Below are 21174 nucleotides of genomic sequence, written 5' to 3'. Positions count from 1 at the left end.
GCTGGACAAAGGGAATCAGACGCCGCGATACAATGCCCGCACTTTGAAACCATCACATTGCGCATCGACATGCTGAGCAACGACACCGATCCAATCGTCGCAATCGCCACCGCACCGGGGCGTGGCGGGATCGGCGTCGTGCGGCTGTCGTTCGGTCGCGCAGGCGAGGCCGCCGCGCAAAAGGCGATGTACGCGTTGTGCGGCCAGGCGCTCGCGCCGCGTCATGCGAGCTACGTGCCGTTTAGCGACGGCAACGGCGAAGCGCTCGACCGCGGCATCGCGCTCTATTTCCCCGCGCCCAACTCCTACACCGGCGAGCATGTGCTGGAGTTGCAAGGACACGGCGGCCCGATCGTGCTGCAACTCGTCCTGCAACGGGCGATCGAAGCCGGCCGCGATTTCGGCCTGCGGCTCGCCGAGCCGGGTGAATTCACGCGACGCGCGTTTCTCAACGACAAGCTCGATCTGGCGCAGGCGGAGGCCGTCGCCGATCTGATCGAAGCGAGCACCGAAGCCGCCGCGCGCTCGGCCGGGCGTTCGCTGGAAGGCGCGTTCTCGCGCGAGATCCATGCGCTGGTCGAAGACGTGATTACGCTGCGCATGCTCGTCGAAGCGACGCTGGATTTTCCCGAGGAAGAGATCGACTTTCTCGAAGCCGCGGACGCGCGCGGGAAGCTCGCGCGCATCCGCGAGCGGCTCGACACGGTTCTCGCCGACGCGCGTCAGGGCGCGCTTTTGCGCGAGGGTTTGTCGGTCGTGCTCGCGGGCCAGCCGAACGTGGGCAAGTCGTCGCTGCTGAATGCGCTCGCGGGCGCGGAACTGGCGATCGTCACGCCGATTGCCGGAACGACGCGCGACAAGGTCGCGCAGACGATTCAGGTCGAAGGCATTCCGCTGCACATCATCGACACGGCGGGGCTGCGCGAGACGCAGGACGAGGTGGAGCGCATTGGCATCGAGCGCACGTGGGGCGAAATCGAGCGCGCTGATGTCGTGCTGCATCTGCTCGATGCGCGCGAAGGCGTGACGCCGGAAGATCAGGCCATCGCGGCGCGCTTTCCGGCTGGCGTGCCCGTCGTGCGAGTGATGAACAAGACAGACCTCGCGGGCGCGCCGTCATCTGTGCGCGATGCGGAAGGTCACGCGCGCGAAGTCAATCTGTCGGCGAAAACCGGCGATGGCATTTCGCTGCTGCGCGACCAGCTGCTGAAGATCGCGGGCTGGCAAGCGGGGGCGGAGAGCGTGTATCTCGCCCGCGAGCGTCATCTGATCGCGCTGCGCGAGGCGCGGGAACATCTCGCGCTCGCCGCCGGACATGCCGATCAACAGTCGCAAGTGCTCGATCTTTTCGCGGAAGAACTGCGGCTCGCGCAAGACGATCTCAACGCGATCACGGGCGAATTCACTTCCGATGACTTGCTCGGCGTGATTTTCAGCCGCTTCTGCATCGGAAAGTAGACGTCCAAATAACTACGCGCCCGCCGGTTTGCCGAGCTCGCGCAATTCCACGCTGAGCTTTTCGCTTTCTTCCGGCCGTCCGTGAAACGCGGCAGGCGTGTTCTGGAACATCTCGATCCGGTACACGCCATCGCAAAGCGACAGCACCATCGTCTGAACCGCGCTCAGACTCGGCTCGAGCGCCGTCGCGCCGCGCGGCCACATGCCCGCGACGGCACGCAGCAGCAACGTCTGCCCGTTCGCCATGCGCCTCACCTCGCGCACCTTCGCGACGAAACGCGGCGTCGGATGCTGGGCGAATATCGGCTGAAGATGCGCCTCGATGCAGGCGCGCCCGTCGATGGCGCTGCCGTCGAAACCGACAAGACTGCCGCGCTCCGTGAAGCGCGCCGCCATCGCGGCCGCGTCCTGCCTGTTCCAGTCGTCGAGCAGGCCGAAATACACGCGCCGCGCGCTTGCGGTCCAATCGTCCGGCTGACTCATGTTGCTTTTTTCCATGCCGCGGCGAAAATGCCCGCACCCATCAGGAGCGCGCCGCCGGTGCGGTTCACCGCGCGCTGCACGGAAGCCTTGCGGATCGCCTTGCGCGCGCCGGACGCGAGAAGCGCGTAGGCGAACGCGTTGGCGGCCGCCAGTCCGACGAAGGTTGCTTCGAGAATCGCGATCTGCGACACGCTCGCCGCGTGCGGATCGACGAATTGCGGCACGAACGCGACAAAGAAAATGATGCTCTTCGGGTTCAACGTCGTGACGGCGTATGCGTGGGCCATGATTCGGCTCGTGCGCAGTTCGCCGGTAGGCTGGACCGCGTCCGTATCGACCACCGGCGCGCGCCAAAGCTTGATGCCGAGGTACACGAGATACGCCGCGCCGATCCACTTCACGACCATGAACAATTCAGCCGATGCCGCCAGCACCACGCCGAGGCCGAGCATCGATGCGGTCATCGCGGTAAGGTCGCCGAGCGCGACGCCGATGGTCGTCGCGAATGCGTACTTGCGGCCGTGGCCGAGCGCGTAGGACACGACGAGCAGCACGGTTGGGCCGGGAATTGCGACGAGGATCGCCGACGCGATCGCGAACGGCAGCCATTGGGCAAGGGTCATGCTTGATCTCCAGAGTTCGATGCGTCGATTTATCCATGAACGCCGAACGCTTGCAATAGGCCGATTGGCCATCTTGACGCGCGCAGAGCGCATCGGTCGTTATGTGTTGGATCAGTCTCACGGGCGTCTAATGCAACGCACCACGCGCGCGCGGGAGGCAAATTGTCGCAGTCCTTCCGGCATAAGAGCGAGCTTTCATTTCTTTTCGCGCTTCGTTTTCGCGATTTTTAACTGGATTTCAATCGCCGCTTCCCTTGAAAAGCGCCTGCGACATTCTGACGTGTTGCGGTCGCACATAACATATGCTTGCAACTTTGCCTCCGTCAACTAGCATGAGTTTTGCGGTCAGCCGCTTTTAAATACATAGCTAATTTCGAAACGGTTTCGTTTGGGGGCTATACATGAAAAGACGCGTCGGTATTCTCTTCGCGATGATGGGTTTGTTTGCAACCGTTTCCGCAGCGCAAGCCCAGGACGGCGTTATTCAGCCTCAGCAGACGTTCACTTTCAGGCCAAACTCGTATGGCTGCTTATCCAAGGACAAGTTCGATTCGGCCGATCAACATGCGAAAGCCGGCGAGCATCAGAAGATGCAGCAGTTCTTCGAGGGTTTCGAATGCATTTCGACTCCGGTCGATTCGCATTTTCGCGTGATTCGCGTGGTGGGCCATGACATCGAATTCGTCAACGCCTCAAATAGCGACACGCAAGGTATGTGGACCGCGGATCGTTTCATCGATCAATAAGCGGTTCCTCGCAGAATATCCAGCCGACGATCCGGCGCTATTATTGAATTGCGCCGGAAGCGGGATTTATCCGTGAATTAATCGTCGGCAACAGGCCATCGATCCATTCCGCCGCGATCGAAGCACGATCGTGCGCGTCGGCGTCTTCCAAATTTCCTTCGATTCCCCGCACAATGTCGGTTTCGCGCGCAAACGCTCGCGCCATCTCGACAATTCTTTTCCGCTGGCCGAAAGACCGGCGTCCGATGCTGAATGGCTCTCAAATCCACGATCTACAAGGCAGACCTGCAAATTGCCGACATGGATCGCCACTACTACGGCGATCATTCCCTGACCATTGCGCGCCATCCCTCGGAGACGGACGAACGGATGATGGTGCGCGTCGCCGCGTTCGGCATGTTCGCCGACGAGCGTCTCGAATTCTGCAGAGGCTTGTCCGACACGGATGAGCCCGATCTGTGGCAAAAGGATCTCACCGGGCAGATCCAGACGTGGATCGAAGTCGGCCAGCCGGACGAACGGCGCATCTCGAAGGCGAGTGGCCGCTCGGAGCGCGTGATCGTGATCGCGTATGCGGGAAAGACCGCGGATATCTGGTGGAACGGCGTGAAGGGCAAGGTCGAACGGTTGCAGAACGTGACGGTCTGGTCGCTCGCGGATGGCACCGCAGAAGCGCTCGGCAAGCTGGCCGAACGGACGATGCGTTTGCAGATGATGGTGCAGGACGGCGACGTCACGCTAGGCAGCGAGACTGCCGACGCCGTCGCGATCCGCTGGAACGTTTTGAAGGACGGCGCGGCCTGAACATCAGACGTCGGGCCGACCTTTGAACTCGATCATGTTGCCTTCCGGATCGAAGAAATAGAGCGACGGGCCGAAGCCTTCGGCGCCGTATCGTCGCGCCTCTTCACCGATGCGCGCGCCATGCTTTTCGAGATGCGCGCGTAACGTGTCGGCATCGAACGGTTCGACGCGCACGCACAGATGATCCATATTGCGACCCGCGCCGGGCTGACCGCTCTCCGGCCGATCGATTTTCGCGCCGACGGCCAGCAGATCGATCAGCGAACGGCCCGCGCGCATCTGCACGAGGCCCATATCGCGCTGCTCCTTCTCGACGGGACAACCTAATACGACGCGATAGAAGTCCACCATGCGGTCGAGATCGGCGCAGCGGATGACGACGTGGTCGATTTCGCGGATCTCGAAGTGCATGCGGGCCTCGCATGTTTTGTATGGCGATCAGTTTAGCCGGCTGGGAAGTGCAGATGGGTGCAGAAATGGGAAAGGGCCTGGGGTTTGAGACAGGCCCTTTGGATTGGTGGGAGGAGGACTACCAAACTCAACCAGCAATCCCATGCCAGACAAGGTCTTGGCTGGCTACGAGGCCGCCAATGCCTCCAAACTTGCCCCCGATCATTCGCTCGTTATCCGTTGCGACGACGCCTTCGACGAGGCAAATTCCTTTGCCGAACTACTTCAGCGATGTTGCCCAGAAGCAACAACAATGAAAGCAGAACCGGTCGTACACACGCCACACATCACACCTATATCAATACCGCGAACAGCTTCTTCAAGTAGCTCTCGCCACCATCGTCCATGAACAGCACATGACGGCCTTCCAGATCTGCCTTCTTCGTTGAATCGCCCACGTTAAGCAGATCGGAGAATTTTGTCGGTGACAGTACAAAGGCGTTCAAGATAAGTGGCGGCTCGTCGGGCTTCACTTGGCTTGCCAGCGTCGCCTCCAGCGCCTTTACCTCTTTGTACAGTCCCAGCTTGGGATGCGAGAGATCTAGATTTCTGAGCCCTTTGGGATCGACGAACGTCAACCACTGCTTGCCACTGGCATCATCCACTAGCCAAAGCAAAAAATCCGGGTAGAAGTTGCCTGCCAGCGCAAAGCCCAGACCCTTCTCTTCCCGATCAGCATTGCGCAACAAATAGAGGCTGCGTGTCCCAATCGCAGCCTTGCCACTCGGGGAATTATAGAAGGCCTCGAGATCTCGAACGAACACCCATTCACTCGGTGCATCAAAGGCAAGCGGGCGCAGCTTCAACGGCACCGAGTCCTTGTCTTCCAGCGCCAGCAGCGGATAGTACACGTGGCGGTCGAAACTGATGGCCACCATGTGCGGTGCGTTCCACTTGCTCGCCTCGCCGATCTTGCCGTCAACCACCAGCTTCTTCAACACTTCGAGCTTCTTCTGGTATTCCCGTCCGTCGTCGCTGTCCTCGATCTCGAACTGGTAAAGCTTGAGCATCGAGCCGTGGTCTTCATTGATGCGGGTAATATCGTAGAACTGTCCCTCGTAGCCAGTCTTCAGCGCCTTATAGAAACGGTCCGTGTAATCCGTCAGCAGTCGAATCAGAATGTCCTCCTGCTTTTGGATATCGCTAAACGTGTTCACATCCAATTCCGTCGACGGAATGAATAGCGTGTACCAATCCGGCGAGCCCGCGCAGAAGTCGATAAGCTTCTGCCGGGCCAACCGCAGATTGCTCCAACTACGCTGCTGTTTGTAGTTTTGCAGCGCGAGATAGATGCGATCCCAATCGAACACGGAAAACAGTTTCGCGTTCAGCTTTGCCTTGTGACGAGCCTCAGTTGTTGCAACGGCAGCCCTGTCTTGCGTGCTCAGTGCGTCAACTCGTGGGTAAAGGTCCAGCACCACGTGTGGCAGCTTGATCTTTCCTGCGAACTGCGAGGGAATCTCGTACAGCCATGGAAAATGAGTACGTTTGAACCCCAGCTTTTGGTTGTCCTTGTATCCGTCCTTCAGCGCGAGCGTCTTGAGTTTGCCCGCAGGCAGGTTCGGCCGCGTGGGAAAATCCAGTTCCAGGATTTCGTCGCTGGGCGTGATTCCTTCCTCGCGCAGATAATCCTTGAATGCAGCCATGTAGCTCGCGCGCACACCGAAGATGTTCAGTGCCTCCAACCTATCCAGATGTACACCCTTGGGACGCTCCTGCGGCAGCGTGCGCTTGAGTGAAAAGCCCTTGCCCTTGAGACGCACCCCGCGCCCGAACAACTGGATGATCTGCGAGCCCTCGCCCTGCCCCATGTTCAGCAGGCCCATCGTCGAGACCCGCCAACTGCTCCAACCTTCGATGAATTTGCGTGAACCGATCAGCACGTTGAGCTGGCTGTCCTTCTTGTTCAGCGTTCCGAACAGCGCACCGCCGAAGTCATCACGTTCATTGTCAAAGGCGTCGGACTCCTCAGCCAAGTTGAAGAATCCTGCGTCATCGCCAATGTTGATAAGGCCGAAAGGCTCTGCGTCGCCCACGCGCAATGCGAGCTCGCCCTTACTGCTCTTGATGTTGACGAGCTTCAGGCGCTGCTTGGCTGGAGCATTGAATACGCGCTGCAGGATGTCGGCATACAGCCCGTCTACGTTGTCCGTGAAACCCATCAGCGGCGTGAATCGGCCCCTGAAGATATTGTTGCCCTTTGAGTCCAAGATTTGTGCCCGGTCGGCGATCAAGTCGGCCAGCCACATTTTGACCCGAGTATCGTCATTCAAGAAATCAGCGAGGAAGTTCACCACCTCAAGAATGTCCGACTCCTCACCCGACACGGTATTGCCGACGAACACCCACAGTGGCTTTTCGATGTTGAAGTCGGAGAGCTTGTGTTGGTGGGTGGTCCAAAGCCAAAGCTGCTGGTAAAAGGCAAGCAGGCAGGCTGCGAAGTACTTGCGTGCGTTATCTGCCTGCTCGTAGGCCGCCCCATTCATGTTGAGGATCAACGACTCCTTGCCGTAGCCATCGTCGTAAAAGAACTTGTACGAGTAGTCGAACAGGATGCACTTGGCGTAGATTTCACGCGTGGCGGTGATGCGCGCGCGACGTCTATCGTCGCTGGTAAGCGCAATCTGTGCCTTCTGCCTATCGTCCAAGCTACGCAGGCTGGTGGTATTGAACAGCATTTTGGCGCGCTTCTTCTGGATGTCGTCCTCCGCTGCTGCGACCGTCATCCCCTTCGCCACGGCTTGACCGAAGGTGGCAGAGTATTCGAAGGCAAAGCCGCCTCGCACAAGCGCGTCACGTCGCGCCATCCATGCGCCAGCAGCGGTGCCGGTGCCACGGTGGCCTTCGTCCACCAACACGAGATTGTTGCCCTCAAAGGCATCGACAGCGACAGTCTTGTCGCCCATCTCATCACCCAGCTTATTGATGTCAATGATCTCGATGGTACCGCGCGCCGGGGACTGTGCCTTGTTGAAGAGCTGTGCGAAACCAAACCCCGACAGGTGCAACTCCTCCAAATGCTGGAGGGAAAGTCCTTCGTTCGGCGTGAGCAAGATGATCTTGCTCGGATAGTGGTCGCTATGGCCTGTCTGGAAGTAATGCAGATACTGGCGGATGTTGACGTGCAGCAGCAACGTCTTGCCGCTGCCGGTGGCGTTCCAGAATGCGATCTTGTTGAGATCTTCCGCCTCGAAGTCGCGGAACGGCTCTGCACCCACCTCGGTGCGGTAGCGCGCAATTTCCTCGTTCAGGCCATTGAGCAAGGCTTGGCGCTTGTTGAAGTACGCGTCCAGGTAGATCTCTGTGAACAGCAGTGAGAGGTACTGGAAGTACTTCATCTGCAGTTCGTGACCCTCAATCTTGTTGCGCTGAGCCGTGATAGTCTGCCAGTGGCTGACAATGTTCAGATCGTAGCGTCGCAGATCGGACTCTGAAACGCGATCCACTTCGAACAGATTGCGGGTCAGCTCGTGAAAGAAATTTGTCTGTCCGTCCTCGTCGATGCCCTCATGTCGGTCGTCGCCCAGCCTCAATTTCAGCGCACCGAGGCTGCCGCCCTTGAAAAAGCCCAGCACCCAGCGGTTAAGTACCAGTTCCTGATGGAAACTGCGCTTGCTCGTCCCACCCGAAGCGACACTCGTTTTGCGTGCTCGTGCCATCAGATGCCCTCGGTCGAAAACATGCGCGAAAGGAACTCCGATTCGATCTGCCGCAGCTTACGCTCCCAAGCATGACTGCCGTCGCCTTCCGTCGGGGTATACAAGGCTGGAATGTTGTGATCGCCGTTGATGTAGATAACGTCGAATGGATTATTTGCGCCTTCCAAATCGAAGCGGTTGGCGTATTTCGCGAGCTTGTCATAGTCGATCTGGTCGCAGTCTCGCCACAACACGAGCGCGTTCTCGCCGGACGGCAGCACCCCTTCGACACGCACAAAGCCCTCGTCAAGATTCGATTCAATATGCGACACACGCAGGCCGATCAGATAGTTGAATGTCTCCACTAGGTCAATCTCTCGCGACACATACGCGCCTGCAGAATCGACAGCAACGTCCATCCGATACTCGAAGGGCTTTCGAAAGTTTTCCACCGACAGCAGCGAGCCGCGGCTCTCCAGGTCGAGCATGTACCGCAATAGGTAGTCGTCGCGGGCTTGCTGCGGCAAGTTCGCGAAAAGTACGTCCTGCCCGGTAGGCCGGCGTAGCTGCAGGTTGTTGAGTGTGTCCTCGTAGCTCTCGATTTTGAGAACCTTGAAGCAATGCGAAACGCCAGTTTCGGGCGCCGTAGGCTTACCGTCTTTCCACTCGGCCGAGTACGCCACCTTCTGCATGCGCGGCTTTAGAACCGTGTCGAAGTAGTCGCCCTGCTCGACGAGCACATACTTGCGCGTGCCGCCATCGGTGCGGTTTAGCGCCATCACCGCATGGCCAGTAGTTCCAGAGCCGGCGAAGAAATCAAGCACTGTGTCGTCTGCACCCATCCAGTAGCTAAGCGCGTCGGTCACCAGACCCAATGCCTTTGGGTAGCTGAAGACCTGTTCCCCCAAGATGTCGATCAACAGTTTCGTCCCATAGGTGGTAGCCGAATATCCCGAGCCATACCAGATGGTCTTAGGTTTCTTTCCCTCCGGCATGCGGGTCTTCTTGACCAGTTCGATGCGGCCAGCCTTTTCAATGATGGAAATGTCGCCTGACGCGATGAAGCGCGCTGCGCCATCCTTGTTTACGCGCCAGATCCGCTTTTCCCCCTTGGGATCAATAGGGAAAATTTCTTCGCATCCATCGAACGGTTCCACGCTCACTTTGCACTGCTTGAGCGATGCATAGAGCGGGAACCACTGCTTCGGTCGGTCCGACGGACGTGAGTTGCCGCCGCGCCGACGCAGGTTGTCCCAGAGGTAGAAGCCATGCTCGTCCTGCTCCTTGTACGCCCGTTCCTCCTCTGGCGTGAGACCACGCAGCCGCATGCTCATTGTGTCGATGTTGCGTGCATAGACGTGGAAGTAGTCGTGCGAGCGGGCCGGCGTGTTGGGCCGGATGTTCTGGCCCGCCGGATTGACCTCCACTGCAATGGTGGAAACATAGTTCTCTTGGCCAAAGATCTGCCCCAGTATCTCGCGAAGGACGCCCGTTTCCGTGTCGTCGATGGCGACAGCGCATACACCCGTGTCCGGCGTGAGCAGCGGGTATGACCTCGCAAGTCGGTTTTCAATCAGCGACGACCAAGATGAGTGCTTGTACTGGTTCTTGTACGCGAAGGCGTTCTCGGTGGTGTTGTACGGTGGGTCGATGTAGATGTAGTCGATCTGCCCGCGGTATCGCTCGGAGAGCAGCCCGAGCGCCTGGAAATTGTCGCCGTGAATGAGCACGCCATTCGTATCCGCATCGAGGTCGCCCATCTCCCGAATCAGCCTGAGGCGAAACGATGCCGGGAACAGCGCGGTATCGATCATCAGATACGGTTGCGCTTTTATGTCATCGAGTGAGCCAGGATTTGACTTGGTCCACATGCCTAGAGCCTGCCACTGCGCCCACTGCTTCTCGTTCGCCGCGATTTCCTCGTGGAATGCCTCGGGCACACGGTCCAGCGTGATGCAGTAGTCGCAAGACACAACAAACTTCTTCTTCAGCCACAACTTCTTCTGAAAGTCCTCCAGTTGGGCCATAAACGCAATCAATTCCAGCGCAATGGTGCGCAGGCACTGGATCATACGTAGGTTCTTCTCCACATCCGCAAATGCACCGGCGTTTTGGACATCATCCAGGTGTATGACTTCGTTCTTGATGTAGAAGTCCAACTCCCGACGAAGAAATCCACCCAAATCCTTATGGATGAAGTAGTCGGCGGTGTTCTTGGTGGTGTAGTCGGTCAGATGCTTTTCCAACAAGGTGCGCTGCGGATTCTTTTCTGTCGGTGCACGCGCTCCTAAGTCCAGCCAGCGAGCCTTGATGGCTTCATCCGCCAACAGTGCCTGCACAGCCTTCGCGACCAGAGCCTCCTGCTTGGTACCCTTTGCAACAGGTATGTACTCGAAACGGACGATCAGCTCCTTTCCACTCGTGCCGCCTACCTCTTCGACAGGCAATACCTCTTCTTCGTACTCATCGCCCTCTTCGTCGACGCGAATGACGGTCTTCTTCTCGATAAGCGCGAAGCGACGCTCCTTGTCGTTGTCTTTGCGGTTGTCCTTGGCAGTGTCGGCGGCAACGAGGCGAAAGTGGACAGTGCGTCCATCTTCCAGCCTGAAGCTGAAGTTAGCAAAGTTTTCTCCGCTCTTGGTGTAGTACTGGTCCTTGTTGGCCCAATTCAGAATGACTTCTTCACCCGCGTAGGGAATAGCATAGGTGTCTCCCTTGTAGCGCCGCTGGCTGATGAAGTCGCCGTTGTCGTAGTAGCGCGTGAAGAATACCAATAGGTGCGAAAACACGGAGTTCTCGTGCTCCGAGGCACCACGCGTGGACTCCAGTAGCTTCGAACGCAGCTCCTGCACCTTGGGCACGCCGTCGGGGCTGACACCGAGCGCGTGCGCGCTCTTTTCGGCCTCTTGCAATTCGGCTCGCAATTGTTGCACGCTGGCAGTGTTGCCCGCGGCCAATGCAGCTTGCACCTTTTCGGCCAGCCGATTTTCAAGGTAGTCGTTGATCTCGCTCGCGCGAGCATTAAGGATGCGATAAATGCCGAAGTCTAGTTCAGGCCGGTCTATCTGAAAGATTTCGCGCAGCTTGGCGATGAGCTGTTGGAATTTAGTGTTCTGTTTTGTCGTCATGATTCGGATTTCAATGTCTTTATTTTCCGTTGCACGCCTCACGCCACGTGCCAGCAGACGGTGAATAGCGTTTGGGTTTCCGTTCTCTCGTGCAGCCGTTGCTGAAGCGAAGCGATCAACGCATCACGTTTCTCGATGATTTCGTCCTCGACGGCGAAAATCTCTTGGCGCAGGCGGCGCTGGTTGCGCTCCAGTTCGGACAGCTCGCGCTGGATGCCGTCCTGCTCTTGCAGCGTGGCAGCTTTGCGGGCGTCACGCTTCAACTGGGCGATGCGCGCCTTGGTGTTTTTCAGGGCTTCCTCGGCTGCCAGCAGCTTGTCGTCGGCCCAACGTTCCAACTTGTCGCGTTCCTCGTTGAACAGACGCTGATTGGCTTCCAGCACTTCGGCAATGGTCGCCTCCACGAGACGCTGGTTGTTGGCCACAAGGCTTTGCGGCGCGGCATCGTCGATGGCGGTGGGCTTGCCCACCGCTGGAATAGACATCAGTTTTTCGCAAGTTTCCTGATCGAGCACTTGGCCGTCGTCGGTGATGCCTGAGAACAGCAGGGCTTCGGTGGTCTCGAACGCCGTGACCGCCAGACGCACCAGCGTGAGCCAGCCAGATCTACCGCGCAGCTTCTCGACGACGGAGACGCGCGCACCGCGCGTGCCGTAATCTAACTTGAGCATGGCGGGTGGCGTGAGGGCGTTAAGGCTGGTGGCGATGCTCCACTCGCCCAGCGGATGGCTGAGGCGATAAGCATGGGCCAGCATGTCGGGCTGCCCCGCACCGCGGATGAGCTGGTAACGGCCCACGGGCGCTTGCGGCTCGATGCCTTCCGGAGGATGCGACAGGGAGAATGCATGGGCCTGCTCGTCGAAGCGCGCCCGCTCATTCAGGGCAAAGCGGGTGACCCCCCAAAACCAGCGGCCGAGCTTATCGAGCCGCGCTTCGGCTTCGTCCAGCCGAAGCTTGAGGCGGTCATGGACATCCTCGTCGAAGTTCTCCAGCAATTGTGATTGCGTGTCCCTGATGCGGTCGGAAATGACACCTTCCAGCTCCGCTTGAAGGGCATTGAAAGCTGCTTCGATTTCCTCAGGCTGGCGGCAAGTGTCGTAGATCTGCAGGATGCGCTTTTCGAAGTCAATCCCGCCCTCAATGCGGCCCAGCACCTCGTCCGATGCACCAAACACGCCGGAGAATAGATTGAACTTCTCGGTTAGCAGTTCCAGCACACGCTGGTCGGCTTGGTTGCGGGTGTTAAGGAAGTTGATGACCACCACGTCGAACCGCTGTCCATAGCGGTGGCAGCGCCCAATGCGCTGCTCGACGCGCTGGGGGTTCCACGGCAAATCGTAATTGACAATCAGCGCACAGAATTGCAGATTCACGCCTTCGGCGGCAGCTTCCGTGGCGATCATGATCTCCGCACCACTGCCATCGTCCTTGCGGAAGTGATCGATCAGCGCGGTGCGGCGATCCACCTGAGGTGAGCCGGTGACCAGATCGGTGCCTTTGCATTCCTCCAGCCAGCGTTGATAGATGGCACTGGAATCCTCATGGTTGTTGGTGCCGCTGAACGGCACTAACTTGCCTGCGTAGCCGTTGGCCGAAAGAAAGCGATACAGGTATTCTTGCGTGCGCCTGGATTCCGTGAAGATGATGGCTTTGCGCGGCCCCCGGAGTTCGGCCATCTTGCCAAAGCCCAACGTCAGCGCCTTGAGCAGCGCCTGCGCCTTGGTGTCTGCCTGCAGGGCTTGCGCAGCATCGATGAAGGCGGTCAGTTCTGCTATTTCAGCGCGCACGGCGTCGGAGTTGAGCTTGCGGTCTCCCACGTTCCCCGGACTGGAATGCGTGCCGCCCGCCGAGTATTCTTCGTCGTCGGAATCGTCTTCCAGGTAATCCTCCTCAAGGCCGTCTTCAGCAACGAGTTGCTCGACCAGTTGCCCTCCATCATCTGCCGCCGTCCCCGCCAGCAGCCGCTCCAGCCGGTCACGAATGGTGGTCAGCGTAGCCGCCACGGCGTGCGAACTGGAAGCCAATAGCTTGCGCAGGATTAGCGCGGTCAGATGGCGCTGCTGCTTCGGCAGGGCGTAGGAGTCCTCGCGCTGCAAGAAAGCCGAGATGCGCTCGTAGAGCGACTGCTCATCGTCAGTGGGCTCGAAGGGCTGCGTCAGCGCCTTGCGTTCGGTGTACTTGATGTACTCCAGCACGTCGCGCCGCAGCGTGCGCTTTGCAAAGGAAGCGAGCCGTGTGCGCAATTCGTCCATGCCAGTACTACTGTTCATGAACTGTTTGCGAAATGCGGTTTCGTCACCAAACAGGTGCTCGTCAATCAGCGTGGACAAGCCATACAGCTCCATGAGGGAGTTCTGTAGCGGCGTAGCGGTGAGCAGCAGCTTCTTACGTCCCTCCAAGGCCCGCTTGAGCGCCTGGCCAGTGCGGTTGCTAGACCTATGGGCGTTGCGCAGCTTATGTGCTTCATCGATGACTACGACGTCCCACGACACAGCACGAAGCTCGGCCTCCATCTTGGCGGCAAACTGATAGGACATGATGACAACGGTCTTGCCGAGCATGCCCTGCAGGGTAGCCAAGATGTCGCCAGCAGCTTGCTTTCGCAGAGATATCGCGTCGACCACGGTCGTTGGAACCGCGAATTTGTCGTGCAACTCCTGCGCCCATTGCTTGCGGAGGCTCGCGGGACAGATCACCAGCAGACGGCGGCGACGCTCCGCCCAGTGCTGACAAACCACGAGCGAAGCCTCGATGGTCTTGCCCAGACCGACTTCATCGGCCAGGAGCACCCCTTCCTGTAACGGGTTACGTAGGGCGAAAAGAGCCGCGTCGATCTGATGAGGGTTCAGATCGACGCTGGCATCGAACAGCGACTGCGACAAGCGGTCAACGCCGTCAGAAGCATGACGCCGCGTGATTTCATGGGCGTAATACTTGGCGTGATAGGCGGAGATCACCCTGCTTGGCCCTCCATTGTCCCGGATTGGGCCGCGATCCAGCCATCGATGTCTATCCTTCGGAAACGCCACGTCCCGCCAACCTTGAAGGCGGGAATCTTCTTGGCTGCTGCGAGCCTGTAGATAGTCCGCTCCGTGACCTGCAGAAAGTCGGCGACCTGCTTGATGGCGAGGATTTCGCCCTCTTGGCTACTTGTAGGCATGGGTCACGGTCAATTCAGGTCAAACGGCGACAAGATTGTACAAAATTTTCAGACTAGCGATGACGGCCTGCTGAGTCGACACGTGACGAATGCAATTCGATGCGTGATCGGTGGTCAGTCGCAGGACATTAGTCAGGGCGTCGACCGAGCGGATGGCGTGCTGGGCGCCGGCGATCAAGGGTTGCTGTTCGGCTAGGCGACCAACGAGATGCCCGAGCCGATGCCCTCGCCGATCGTGTATGCGCATCGCCACGTCCGGCGGCCCGCCGAACTGCCCAAGACCGGAGTGCTGTCAAGGCTGCAAGGTGCTCGATAACTTCCGTTGTCACGCCTGCGGACACACGTTCAGCCGCCACAAAGGATCTGCCTGATCCGTAGCTTTTCTCTTCAGCATTCCCCTTTTCTTTCGCATTTGCTCGGCCATACGCCGGGCTTTATGCCGTTTACATGGAGCTATTCATGCGTCTCGTCAAATCGATGGCCTAGGTCGCGAAACGCCTTGGCGTGGCCTTGGTAATCAACTCTCTCCACGTCAGCCGATCAAGGTATAGATGAAACAATCGGGGATGGACTGGGCTATTGAATCAGCAGAGGTCCGGTACATCGCAAGTAGGGACAGCAGTCTTGGTTCGATCCACGCCTTCCCGAACAGCGCGTGCTGTATCGCCCGGACACTAAGGAACCGCTCTCCGTCGTTTCGTCACGCTATAAGGTGGTCCAACCCAAAGACATTCAGTTCTACCGCGACCTCACCGAAGACGGCGGCTCGAGCCGCATTTCAATTCTCGATTTAACGCACTATCGGTCCTTCAATGCATCCGACGATCTCCTCTCGTGCACCTTATTTTCTTTCGATTTTTCGTGCTTTATTTTTGGGCGAATCTTGCAAGACAATCGTCCGACTCCACATTTGGCGGAATCTGCGGGCTAAACCTGAATTTTTAATTTCGCGGGTGTAAAAATTCGACGGACCGGTCGGTCCCGGGCCGATTCGCTCCAGACTTTTTCACCCCCCTCCCCCAAGGCGTAATTCAGTACACTACCCGCAGCTTGAACGCAGCGCGTGCCTAGTTGGAAACTTCGCGCAGTTCTTAAAAGTAGGCACGAAGGCCCGGCCCGTATCTTGGCACGCGTCGAGCTAATTTCCGCAGTCGGCCATCTTCGGCCTTTCCGACACGCATTGGGCCGGCAGTTTAACGTCGGTTTTGCATGCCGATGCGGACGCTAACGGCCTCACTCTGCGTTAAGACGCACTACTCTTGAAAAGCGGTGCATCAATTCTTTGACAGGGAACGCGTCGACAGGTAGTTGTTTTAGCTCGCTGAATCACCATACACACGGAGCAATATTTTTGCAGACTTCACTCGCTGCTCGTGGTGAAAGCATAGTTTTAAATACAGGTCGAGTTCGAGCCGAAATGTCTCAAGCGGCATTTCGCTAAACAACTTTTGCATCGCCTTTGCATTCGCTGCCCAGTGTGCGAAGTCACCTTCAGCATCGTGCCTTAGAGTCTCCCGACAATAGTCAAGCAGTTCCTCTTTGTCATCGAGCGCGTGGTAAAACTGCACGATGGCAACGGGATCGTACCTCCACGGGAAGCGCTCTACTTCTACTCTCCAATAAGTAAGATAGCCCGATTCGACAAACGCTGCGGCGAATTCGGCATCATGCATTGGGTTTTTCATCAGAAACGGCTCGATGTCGTGCAACACCCTGATTGAGCTCTCAATCTTACGAAGCGCGGCAAGCAGATTGTTGGTGACAGCCCTCATTCCGACAGTCGTGTCTTCCTGACTCGTGACTGCTTCGAGCTCACCTGTACTCACAGATATAGATACATCCTCAAGTTGCCTAAGTTGAGTAGATCGTTGAATATTTGCTGGTGTCGCAAACTCCGGGTTTTTTGAAATTCGAAGCCCTACGCTCGCATACGCTCGAGCGATCAGTCGGGAACAGAACTGGTTTTTCCCGCCTCGTCCGTACAGCGCAATCGGAGAGACGATTGCCTCTGCTACGGAGTACGGGGCCCCCGTTTCTGCGCGCACGTAACCGACGACCAAATCTAACGTTGCGTCTGGAATAGACATGATCGGCCGATAGGCGTATATCGCACAGCTATCGTCATAGAACATCTTGTCAATGTTGCGTGCTTGGACTCCCTCCCCCGTTGAATCCATAACCGAGGAATTTGCCACATACAACATCGCGTGCGAGATGTCGCTGTTAATGAAAAACCGAATAACTGCGCTTTCTCGGGCAGTAGATGTCGAAAGAATGATGTCGCCTTTCTTGAGCTTGCTGACGTCGATTTTCTTCATGGTGTGGCACAACCGCAGAGGTGCTTTTCTATAGACGCCTGCAATCATACCTTCCCCTGAACATCAGCAGGTGCCGCAGCATCAAGTGCATGGCGCCTAACTCACGGACAGTAGATGTCGGTTGCCAGACCGAGATCGGCCGTTGGAAGCCTGATCCAACGAATGTCCCCGATGGGTCGGCAAGGGATGCTCGCCTGTCGGCGCGTTCGGCGGCGAGCCGCGCGTCCTACCAACTTCGGGGAGCGGCCACTTTCTGCCGGGCAACTTAGCCATTAGAAGGTAGTCCGAACGACCGGTCCTCTCCGAGATCCGCGGCATCCCCGACGCGCGAGCGGCCAAGATCATGATCAACGACGCGCGGGCTTCGTGGAAGCGTACTCGCCGTGTCAATTTGCCTGAAGGCGACCCGGGCGGCCAGCAGTCGTTAAGCAAATAAAACAAACGCAGCGAAAGTGGCATGCCCGTTGCGGCAAAGAGAAAGCGGCTTTGTCTTCATGCTTGACGCAGCCAGACGCTCTTTCGATGCCTCGCTTATGGATTGCCCGTCAATTCCGCGCCGACAGTGCGCCCGTGACCATGCTTATCATCGACGATGAACACGCGACGGTCGATGCGCTCGTGCCCGCACTTGAGGCTGCTGGTTGTCGTATCCGCAACGTGCATTGCGGCTTCGCTGCCTTTCATATTCCACCAACATTGACGCCGCATCGTCGTTCTTGTTATTGAAATGCCGCCTATGACGGCTCTTCGGTCGCCGAGGCGATGCGCGGTTCGATCCGGTTGGAGGTGGTTCCAATCATCGCTTACCCGCTTACCAAATCTGAAGTCATTGAGCCTGTCCGATCAGTGGAGATCGACGCTTTTACAGCACCCTTAGAAACGCTGCTAGCGCTACTAGCCATTCAGCGCACCGGTAGGCTTGACGAATCACTGATGTTGGTCGCGTGGAAAGCATTGACTCGGGCGTCTAGACGGGTCGACTTACGTCGACCGCGTCAAGTAGCAGTCGACCACGGACGGCCAGTGGCAGCGATCGGTTTGTTGCTTTTGTCTTAAACGGCCAACGTCTTCTACCCTCCTGCGCAATGAGCGGTATGTTTCCGGTAAGCGATGCGGGGCAGCACCGCTTTGATTTCGCCAGTAGTTGACGTCCCATCCGATGATCCGGCGGTACTGCCATGGCATTAGCCTTGCTTTGCTCCGTGGAAAGACATCTTAGAGCGCAAAGGATGAAAGCAACCATTTGGGGACACACACAGCTGCCAGACTCGCATCAGGAGATTCATCGTTTTGCTTTCGAACTGCACGACGGAAGTGCTGCTCCACCCGTCCGCGAGTCTGTTTCGCTACGCACCGCTCGTGTTGTCGTCGCCCATCTACAGGATGGCAACGCATTAATCCAAATGTTCCGAGCCATTGTGAATAGCGACCCGGCAGACTACGATGACTTGGTCGGGCAGACCTTTGAGGATGATTTCATCGAAAATGGTCCAAGCGATCGCGTCGATGAAGCGCAGGGATGGCAGAACGCCGATCGGTGACGCGCTGACATTAACGACAGTCGGACTGCGAGGCGCTTGCCGGCCAAGAGCGGTCATTCACTCGTGACCTTGGTCGCGCATTCGGGCATCAGTTGCTCCTCTGTTAGCTGCCGTTCGACGCGCGGTCACCGGTCTCGTCCCACTCTGCGATGTTTCCGCGGAGACGAGACTCGGCAGCCATCCACATCTCTTGTAGACGTTCGAGCTGAGCATCTTTTGGCACGAGTTTCCGCACCTGATTCAGCAAGAGGCACGCATCAGTTAATCGACCCGCCTGCCATTTTTTCGATGCCTCGGTCATTATGACGCTCGCTTTGACGATAATTCCGCCATTATTAATCGCCTGCACGAGTTCATGATTGAAGCCGCCCAAATCTTGTAGCCGCTCGACATTGACACTGAGGATCTCCGCAATAGCCTCAATATCGCTTGCGAGTTTTGTGGGTTTTCGCTCTCCATAAAAAAACGCCGGCCAGAGGCAGTCCGAGTCCAATTCGCTGGGGCGAGTAGTCACGAAGTTGACAACGGTCGTCGACGCTTCCACAAGTAAAGATTTGTCTTGTTCACTACAGTCTGCCCCGCATATCCGATGGAAAGTATTGGCTAGGTGATGGATGCGCAGCAGAGTCGCAACGTTCAATGCCTGTTCTTGGAGAGATCTTTTCAGATCGTTCCTAATATCCGATTTCACCAAATTATGCTGACTTGCGATTCTGGAAAGTTTCAGCTGTCGATCCAGCTTCGCTTCAAGCCCGCCATACTCTGCAATGTAATCGAAGTAGTCGAAAAGAAGCTCAAGCTGTTCTAAAGTGGCCGGGCTAAGAGCTTTCAGAATACCAGCCAGTCGCTTGTAACAGGCTGATAACGACGGTCGCTGACTGGGTACGGCAGCCAGCATTTCTGTTAGCAACCCAACCAACTCTTGGGCCTCGGCCGAAATCGCGGGCGCAAAGTTCCTGTGCCCCTCAGTGGTCCACCTTTTTAATTTAGATCCCTTCCATTTTCCCACCTCAATGCCTTCTTTGCTCGCGGCGGGATGGTAGCCCTGGAAAAGCTCCGCGATGACCAGTCCCACTGCGAAAACGTCAGGTAAGAACGGGGTGGCCAACGTTGAATCATGTTGTTCGGGCGCTCGGTAAGCGTTCGTGCCGCCTGGATGATTGTCCCGCCATGCGTTTGCGACTCCGAAGTCGGCAATTCGCACAGAATACCTAGCCCACCAATCGACGCCTTCAGGCGGAAAGCCTTCAAATTCTTTACTGAAATCTGCGTAGAGCAGATTCTCAGGTTTGATGTCCTGGTGGTGTTCCATGCCGCGCGAATTCGCGATAATAATACCTTTGACAATTTGCAAGGACAGAGTGAGCGCGCCTATAAGGGAAGGCCGCTTTTCGATGAGATCTCGGAGGTCTCCGTCGCAATACGGCATGCAAATTAGCGGAACTCCGTCACACATTCTCACGTAATTCGGCGTTATAACCAGGGGATGACCTGAGAACTCGAACCAGTTACCGGCTTCACGATCGAACCGCTCTGTCACGACTGGGAGCGAGCCCTCAAACTCTTTCATAGTCTTAAAGGCCACCCGCCTCGGAAAGGCATCCCGTTCGACGATGTAAATCAAACCTCCTCTACCTTTTCTCGTTTCAACAATCTTTCCGTTAAATAGGTTGAGTTCCAGAAGCGTACGTTTGGAGTCAATTTCGGTCATAGTCGGATTCCGGTTGTTCTTTTTTGTCCTATTAGTGACCCCGAGCATAACGTCACTCTGAGCGCACCCGACGGCTTTCAGCCGGTCACGGCATTCAAACACGCGAGATGGCCGTTCCAGCGACCATTGTGCCCTGTCAAGAGACGCTAGGTGCACCGAAAGTCGACGGCCGTTGAGGGTCGGTTTCTGTCTCACAGCCATTGCGACGGAGCCTGCGGCAACAGTTTAAAGAGGCGACGGACTACTCTGCTCCTTCCCGAGCAATCACAGACGAAACTCCTAAAGAATGCCCGCTCCGCGCCGTTAACGCCAACATGCAATGTTGCCGTTATGACAAAAGAGGAGTAGATATGGCCGATGTTCAAAGCCAGTCCAGCCGCCCAGCGATGACCACTGGCAAGGGCATGGGAATCTATGCGGTTTGCTTGGTCATTCTGATGGTAATGATCAACCTTTGTTCCCATGCGCGGATCGTTTCACCGTTCATGGCGATACTTGGATATCTCATCCTCGGCTTCGTCCTGAATCGGATCGTACTCCGCGGTTTGATCGAGTGGCACCCCGTCTACAACACGCTGAGCAATGTGTCGCGCGCAAAGCTCGGAATGCTATTGTTCTGGCCGCTGCGCTATCCGATCATGTTCTTCCAGTTGCTCGTCTCGAAGCATCTGTAAGAAAGATAGATGCTCGCTGCGATTCGGGGCGGCGGCTGCTAACTGCCGATGCCCGGCTCGCAGGTCTGCTCTTGCACCGCTCGAAAATCGCATGTTAGGTGACAGTCATCCTTATCAGTAGCGAATTTCGCCACCTTTCCGAATCATTGACGAGGCGGTCGGTCGGCACGAGCCCGACGCGCTTTGGGCGTTCCCGGATCCTACACGCCGGAAGCCGCTTCATTAGTCAGCTTAGGCCCCTACCCGCCAGCCTCGTTTAGCTTGATGGCGCCGACGCGGCCTTTGCTTTCTTTGCAGCTTCGTGGTGACCGACGGCGCAGCGCAAAGCTGCGCGTGCCACAGCATGATGCCTGGCTACTTATCCGGCGACGCCGCCGACCGCAGCGCCCTGAATGCATCGGTTAGCGTACGCGGGCGCCGCACACAATGGGGCGATCAAA

The 21174-nt window shown here is 57.4% G+C and carries 14 protein-coding genes and 1 pseudogene; 6 read left to right on the top strand and 9 right to left on the bottom strand.

Annotated elements, in window-relative coordinates:
* The first annotated feature begins 69 nt into the window (after positions 1-69).
* Positions 70-1458, top strand: a complete 1389-nt coding sequence (mnmE, locus tag NCS03_RS00555; protein ID WP_250528641.1) for a tRNA uridine-5-carboxymethylaminomethyl(34) synthesis GTPase MnmE — start codon at positions 70-72, stop codon at positions 1456-1458.
* Positions 1459-1470: 12 nt separating this feature from the next.
* Here the strand turns inward: mnmE and NCS03_RS00550 are convergent, their stop codons facing one another.
* Positions 1471-1941 (bottom strand): SgcJ/EcaC family oxidoreductase, encoded by a 471-nt coding sequence (locus NCS03_RS00550; RefSeq protein WP_175979695.1) that lies wholly within the window; start codon positions 1939-1941, stop codon positions 1471-1473.
* Entirely contained in the window at positions 1938-2564 is a 627-nt protein-coding gene (locus tag NCS03_RS00545; protein WP_250528640.1) for a LysE family translocator, read from the bottom strand. Before NCS03_RS00545 ends, NCS03_RS00550 begins: the two co-directional genes overlap by 4 nt.
* Before the next feature lie 401 nt (positions 2565-2965).
* On the opposite strand from NCS03_RS00545, the gene sap1 reads away from it, so the two are divergent.
* The gene (gene sap1, locus NCS03_RS00540; RefSeq protein ID WP_008352233.1) at positions 2966-3310 is read left to right on the top strand and encodes a surface attachment protein Sap1; all 345 of its coding nucleotides are present in this window, start codon (positions 2966-2968) and stop codon (positions 3308-3310) included.
* Between the two features lie 252 nt (positions 3311-3562).
* Positions 3563-4114 (top strand): YaeQ family protein, encoded by a 552-nt coding sequence (locus NCS03_RS00535; protein WP_250528639.1) that lies wholly within the window; start codon positions 3563-3565, stop codon positions 4112-4114.
* Between the two features lie 3 nt (positions 4115-4117).
* On the opposite strand, the gene NCS03_RS00530 is transcribed toward NCS03_RS00535, so the two are convergent.
* The 5 genes from NCS03_RS00530 to NCS03_RS00510 form a co-directional block, all read right to left on the bottom strand.
* Positions 4118-4525 carry a VOC family protein gene (locus tag NCS03_RS00530; RefSeq protein WP_250528638.1) on the bottom strand — a complete coding sequence of 136 codons (408 nt, stop codon included), beginning with the start codon at positions 4523-4525 and terminating at the stop codon, positions 4118-4120.
* A 332-nt stretch (positions 4526-4857) separates the two neighbouring features.
* Positions 4858-8223 (bottom strand): DEAD/DEAH box helicase family protein, encoded by a 3366-nt coding sequence (locus NCS03_RS00525; protein ID WP_250528637.1) that lies wholly within the window; start codon positions 8221-8223, stop codon positions 4858-4860.
* On the bottom strand, positions 8223-11330 hold the full coding sequence (locus NCS03_RS00520) for a site-specific DNA-methyltransferase (protein WP_250528636.1): 3108 nt from the start codon (positions 11328-11330) through the stop codon (positions 8223-8225). Before NCS03_RS00520 ends, NCS03_RS00525 begins: the two co-directional genes overlap by 1 nt.
* Before the next feature lie 38 nt (positions 11331-11368).
* Complete coding sequence (locus tag NCS03_RS00515; protein WP_250528635.1) at positions 11369-14287, bottom strand: SNF2-related protein; 2919 nt, start codon at positions 14285-14287, stop codon at positions 11369-11371.
* Positions 14284-14490 carry a helix-turn-helix domain-containing protein gene (locus tag NCS03_RS00510; protein WP_250528634.1) on the bottom strand — a complete coding sequence of 69 codons (207 nt, stop codon included), beginning with the start codon at positions 14488-14490 and terminating at the stop codon, positions 14284-14286. The genes NCS03_RS00515 and NCS03_RS00510 overlap by 4 nt, the downstream gene beginning before the upstream one ends.
* Before the next feature lie 115 nt (positions 14491-14605).
* On the opposite strand from NCS03_RS00510, the pseudogene NCS03_RS00505 reads away from it, so the two are divergent.
* Positions 14606-14794: pseudogene (locus NCS03_RS00505) on the top strand (methionine adenosyltransferase); the annotation flags it as partial.
* Positions 14795-15803: 1009 nt separating this feature from the next.
* Here the strand turns inward: NCS03_RS00505 and NCS03_RS00495 are convergent.
* The gene (locus tag NCS03_RS00495; protein ID WP_250528633.1) at positions 15804-16808 is read right to left on the bottom strand and encodes a YiiX/YebB-like N1pC/P60 family cysteine hydrolase; all 1005 of its coding nucleotides are present in this window, start codon (positions 16806-16808) and stop codon (positions 15804-15806) included.
* A gap of 1229 nt (positions 16809-18037) precedes the next feature.
* Between NCS03_RS00495 and NCS03_RS00490 the strand changes: the two genes are divergently transcribed.
* Complete coding sequence (locus NCS03_RS00490) at positions 18038-18349, top strand: hypothetical protein (protein ID WP_250528632.1); 312 nt, start codon at positions 18038-18040, stop codon at positions 18347-18349.
* Between the two features lie 103 nt (positions 18350-18452).
* Here the strand turns inward: NCS03_RS00490 and NCS03_RS00485 are convergent, their stop codons facing one another.
* Entirely contained in the window at positions 18453-20060 is a 1608-nt protein-coding gene (locus NCS03_RS00485; protein WP_250528631.1) for a protein kinase domain-containing protein, read from the bottom strand.
* Positions 20061-20410: 350 nt separating this feature from the next.
* Between NCS03_RS00485 and NCS03_RS00480 the strand changes: the two genes are divergently transcribed.
* Entirely contained in the window at positions 20411-20734 is a 324-nt protein-coding gene (locus tag NCS03_RS00480) for a hypothetical protein (protein ID WP_250528630.1), read from the top strand.
* Positions 20735-21174 lie beyond the last annotated feature (440 nt).

The sequence above is a fragment of the Caballeronia sp. ATUFL_F1_KS4A genome (assembly GCF_023630905.1).
Taxonomy (GTDB): domain Bacteria; phylum Pseudomonadota; class Gammaproteobacteria; order Burkholderiales; family Burkholderiaceae; genus Caballeronia; species Caballeronia zhejiangensis.
The sequence above is the reverse complement of the archived record's forward strand: the minus strand, read 5'-3'. Positions and strand labels throughout refer to the sequence as shown.